This is a genomic window from Stenotrophomonas sp. HMWF023 (assembly GCF_003060985.1).
GTDB classification, from domain to species: domain Bacteria; phylum Pseudomonadota; class Gammaproteobacteria; order Xanthomonadales; family Xanthomonadaceae; genus Stenotrophomonas; species Stenotrophomonas lactitubi.
The window spans coordinates 2,062-6,780 of record NZ_QAIJ01000310.1 but is presented as its reverse complement, the minus strand read 5'-3'; the positions used below and the strand labels follow the sequence as shown (position 1 = coordinate 6,780).

Genomic DNA, 4,719 nt, shown 5'->3' with positions numbered 1-4,719 from the left:
TCTCCAGCGAGCAGGCGATGGCCTCTTCCGGGCTGAACACCTTCTCCGGCGCAACGCTGGCCACGTGGCTGACGGTGGTCTTGGCGATCTTGGTGGCCGGACGCGAACGCAGGTAGTAGGTGGTCTTGATGCCCTGCTTCCAGGCGTACATGTACATGGACGACATCGCGCCGATGCTCGGGCTTTCCATGAACAGGTTGAGCGAGGCGGACTGGTCGATGAAGGCACCACGGTCGGCGGCCATGTCGATCAGCGAACGCATCGGCAGTTCCCATGCGGTGCGATAGACGTGGCGCAGCGTTTCCGGGATCTGGCTGATGCCCTGGATCGAGCCGTCGGCCAGCTTGATCGCATCGCGCATTTCCGGGGTCCAGTGGCCCAGCTTCTTCAGCTCGTTCACCAGATAGCGGTTCACCTGCAGGAAGTCACCGGACAGGGTCTCGCGCTTGAACAGGTTGGACACCTGCGGTTCCACGCACTCGTAGCAGCCGGCGATAGAGGCGATGGTGGCGGTCGGGGCAATCGCGATCATCAGCGAGTTGCGCAGGCCGTGTTCCTTGATGCGCTCACGCAGGGCATCCCAGCGTGCGGCATCTTCCGGCACCACGTTCCAGGCATCGAACTGCAGCTCGCCGCTGGCCGCACGGGTGTCGGCGAAGGACGGGTGCTTGCCACGTTCCTGGGCCAGCTCCACCGAGGTTTCCAACGCGTGGAAGTAGATGGTCTCGGCGATCTTCTTCGACAGCGCGCGGGCTTCGGCGCCATCGAACGGCAGGCGCTTGCGGAAGAACACGTCCTGCAGGCCCATGCAGCCCAGGCCGACCGGACGCCAGCGCAGGTTGCCGCGGCGTGCCGATTCGATCGGGTAGAAGTTCAGGTCGATCACGCGGTCCAGCTGGCGCACGGCCAGGCGCACGGTGTCGGCCAGCTTGTCGAAATCGAACTCGCCGTTGCCGTCGAAGTGGTTGCCGAGGTTGATCGAACCCAGGTTGCACACCGCGGTCTCTTCGGCCGAGGTGACTTCCAGGATTTCGGTGCACAGGTTGGACAGGTGGATCACGTTGCCGGCGCGCAGGGTCTGGTTGCTGGCGCGGTTGCACTTGTCCTTGAAGGTCATCCAACCGTTGCCGGTCTCGGCCAGGGTGCGCATCATCCGCGAGTACAGCTTGCGTGCGGAAATGGTGCGGTTGGCCTTGCCCTGTGCTTCGGCCTGCAGGTAGGCGGCCTCGAAGGCTTCGCCGAACAGGTCGGTGAACTCGGGCACCACGCGCGGATCGAACAGCGACCATTCCTGGTCCGATTCGACACGCTTCATGAACAGGTCCGGGATCCAGTTGGCCAGGTTCAGGTTGTGCGCACGGCGCGATTCGTCGCCGGTGTTGTCACGCAGCTCGAGGAAGTCCTCGATGTCGGCGTGCCAGGTTTCCAGGTACACACAGGCCGCGCCCTTGCGCTTGCCGCCCTGGTTCACCGCAGCCACCGACGAATCCATGGTCTTCAGCCACGGCACGATGCCGTTGGAATGGCCGTTGGTCGACTTGATCAGCGAGCCACGCGAACGCACGCGGGTGTAGCTGACGCCGATGCCGCCGGAGAACTTGGACAGCTGGGCGATGTCGCCGTACTTGGAGTAGATCGATTCCAGCGAATCCTGCGGCGAGTCCAGCAGGAAGCACGAGGACAGCTGCTCGTGGGTGGTGCCGGAGTTGAACAGGGTCGGGCTGGACGGCAGGTAGTCCAGGTTGCCCATGCGCTTGTACAGCGCCAGGGTTTCCGGCACGTCTTCGCTCAGCGCGCTGGCGATGCGCAGGAAGAACTGCTGCGGGGTCTCGATCACCTTGCGGGTGTGCGGGTGGCGCAGCAGGTAGCGGTCGTACAGGGTACGCAGGCCGAAGTAATCGAAGTTCAGGTCCAGCGAGATGTCGATGGCATCGTTGAGCTTGCGTGCGTTGGTCTGCACGAAGTTCAGCAGGCGGTCGTTGATCAGGCCCACTTCGTGGCCACGACCCACCGACTGCGAGAACGCATGGATTTCCTGGTTGGACACTTCCTTGGCGATGAAGTTGGCCAGCAGGCGCGCGGCCAGGCGGCCGTACTCGGGTTCTTCGCCGATCAGCAGCGCCGCGGTGCGGATGGACAGTTCGTCCAGCTCCTGGGTGGTGGCGCCGTTGTACAGGCCGGAAATGGTGCGGGTGGCCACGCGCATCGGATCGACGGCGTGCAGGCCTTCAGAGGAACGCTGCACCGCGCGGACGATCTTGTTCAGATCCACCAGCTCGGTCGTGCCATTGCGCTTGGTCACACTCATCGCGTTGGACGTCGGCGGCGACGTCAACAGGAATTCGCTTTCCTTCTCGATGGTGGCGCTGGTCTCGGTGGTCACGGCGTGTGTCCTCTTGGCGTGATGGATGGTGGCTCGGTGCATCGGATGACGCGGCCCGGGACGTGACACCCCAGGGTGGCAGACCGGTGTCGCAGGAATTGAGACCTGCGCCTGTGGCTGCTGCTGGCAGTGCTGACCGGTGCCGCTGCGGGCATGGAGGGCGTATCACCGGAGGGTCCGGCGATCCATTCCATGGACCCGGCGGCTTGGGGTCCCCACAACCGACAGCCACAAGATAGTGGGGGTAGTTGGGTCCGTCAACGCCAAATGTAGTGAAATTCGGCAATCCCTTGCGCCGCAAGGATCGTGCCATCGGCGCCCGGTTTGGACGCTTTGGACCTGCTGGATCGGGCTGCGCAGTCAAGCCCGAAAAGCGTCGTGGTGGCGGTAATCAGCACCCCACCAGCGGAACAATGACAGCTTCACATGACAGGGCCATGCAGGCGAGGGACAAGTCTGTGGATAGGTGGTGGGCAGCCAGTGGGCAGCCGGTGGACGGGCGGCACCGGGTAGTGCCGGCCGCTGGCCGGCAGCCCATGACCTGCGGTTGCATCGTGCAGATGCCGGCCAGCGGCCGGCACCACCCCTGTTGTCACGCCCGGTGCGGGGTACCCAGGTACTCGGCGCTCTGCATTTCGATCAGGCGCGAGGCCGTGCGCTCGAACGCACCCTGCAGGCGGGTGCCGGTGTACAGCTCGACCGGCGAGGTGCTGGCGGTGCAGACCAGGTTGACGTGGCGGTCGTACAGCTCGTCGATCAGGTTGACGAAGCGGCGCGCGGCATCCTCGTTCAGGCGATCGAAGGCCGGAATGCCGCCCAGCAGCACGGTGTTGAACTCGTGTGCGATCTCGATGTAATCCGACGGCCCACGCGGGCCTTCACACAGGGCGGCAAAGTCGAACCAGGCAATGCTCTTGCCACGCGCGCGCACCGGGATCTTGCGGCTCTCGATCTCGATGTTGCCCGCCTTGGCCGGTTGGCCGCCGCTCAGTTCGGCCCAGCGCGTGGCCAGCCAGTCGTCGCTGTCAGCGGCCAGCGGCGCGCGGTACACCGGCGAACGGGTCAGCGCGCGCATCCGGTAGTCCTCGGTGCCCTCGGCGTACAGCTCCACGCAGTAGCGTTGCAGCAGGCCGATGGCCGGCATGAAGCTCTCGCGCTGCAGGCCGTTGAGGTACAGGTTTTCAACCGCCGTGTTGGAGGTGGTGACCAAGGTCACACCCTCGGCGAACATCCGCTCCAGCAGGCGCGCCAGCAGCATGGCATCACCGATGTCGGTGACGAAGAATTCATCCAGCACCAGCACGCGCAGGTTGCTGCGCCATTCCTGGGCGATCTTCGCCAGCGGGTCGCTCTGGCCCTGGTGCTCGCGCAGGCGCTCGTGGACGCTGCGCATGAAGCGATGGAAGTGGGTGCGGTACTTCTGCTTGATCGGCAGGCCGTCGTAGAACAGGTCCACCAGGAAGGTCTTGCCGCGGCCGACGCCGCCCCAGAAATACAGGCCCTTGACCGGCTCGGGTTTCTTCCAGAACGAGGACAGGCGGTCCAGCCAGCCATCCTCGGCGCTGTCCACCAGGGCCAGGTGGATCCGGTCCAGCTCGGCCAGGGCCGCATGCTGGGCCGGGTCGTTCTGCCAATCGCCGCGTTCCACCCCGGCCGCGTAGCGCTGCGTCGGGGTCAGTTCCACCTCGCTCATGCCGCCGTGCCCAGCCAATGCTTGACGCCGTGGGTGAGCGCACCGCGCAGGTCGATCAGCTTGCGGTGGAAGAAGTGGCTGGTGTCCGGCATGCGCACCAGCTCATGCGGCGCATCGAGGGTGTCCAGCCACTGGTAAACGGCCTGCGGGTCGACGATCTCATCCTGCTCGCCCTGGATCACCAGCCAGCGGGCAGGCGGCGCGATGCCGCCGAAATCCCAACGGCCGGCCGGCGGCGCGATCGAGATCAGCGCTTCGGGCTGCAGCTCGGCGGCGGCCTTCAGCGAAACGAACGCGCCAAAGCTGAAGCCGGCCAGCCACAGGCGGTCGTCGGGACGCTGCTGGCGGACCCAGGCGGTAACGGCCTTCAGGTCCTCCTGCTCGCCCACGCCATGGTCGAATTCACCGGCAGAACCACCGACGCTGCGGAAGTTGAAGCGCACCGTCGCGATGCCCAGCTCGCGCAGGGTGGTGGCGGTCATGGTGACCACCTTGTTGTGCAGGGTGCCGCCTTCGGTGGACAGCGGATGGCAGATGACGGCCACGATCGGCTGCACCGGCACATCGGCCTTGGGCAGGTCGATGAGCACTTCCAGCGGGCCAACCGGGCCTTCCAGTGAGATGCAGGCGGTTTCGCCGGGGG

The 4,719-nt window shown here is 65.5% G+C and carries 3 protein-coding genes; all 3 read right to left on the bottom strand.

Annotation, left to right across the window (positions count from 1 at the left end; translation table 11 throughout):
- A partial coding sequence (locus DBR20_RS18300; RefSeq protein WP_108267492.1) for a ribonucleoside-diphosphate reductase subunit alpha occupies positions 1 to 2,383 on the bottom strand: 2,383 nt, incomplete at its 3' end.
- Between the two features lie 592 nt (positions 2,384 to 2,975).
- A complete protein-coding gene (zapE, locus tag DBR20_RS18295) occupies positions 2,976 to 4,076 on the bottom strand; it encodes a cell division protein ZapE (RefSeq protein ID WP_108267488.1) in 1,101 nt (366 codons plus the stop codon).
- On the bottom strand, positions 4,073 to 4,719 hold a 647-nt coding region (locus DBR20_RS18290; RefSeq protein WP_108267490.1), incomplete at its 5' end, for a CocE/NonD family hydrolase. The genes zapE and DBR20_RS18290, both read right to left, overlap by 4 nt.

Bases quoted from the DNA above. Each gene is read 5' to 3' on its own strand.
- zapE (WP_108267488.1), bottom strand. From the start codon at position 4,076: ATGAGCGAGGTGGAACTGACCCCGACGCAGCGCTACGCGGCCGGGGTG.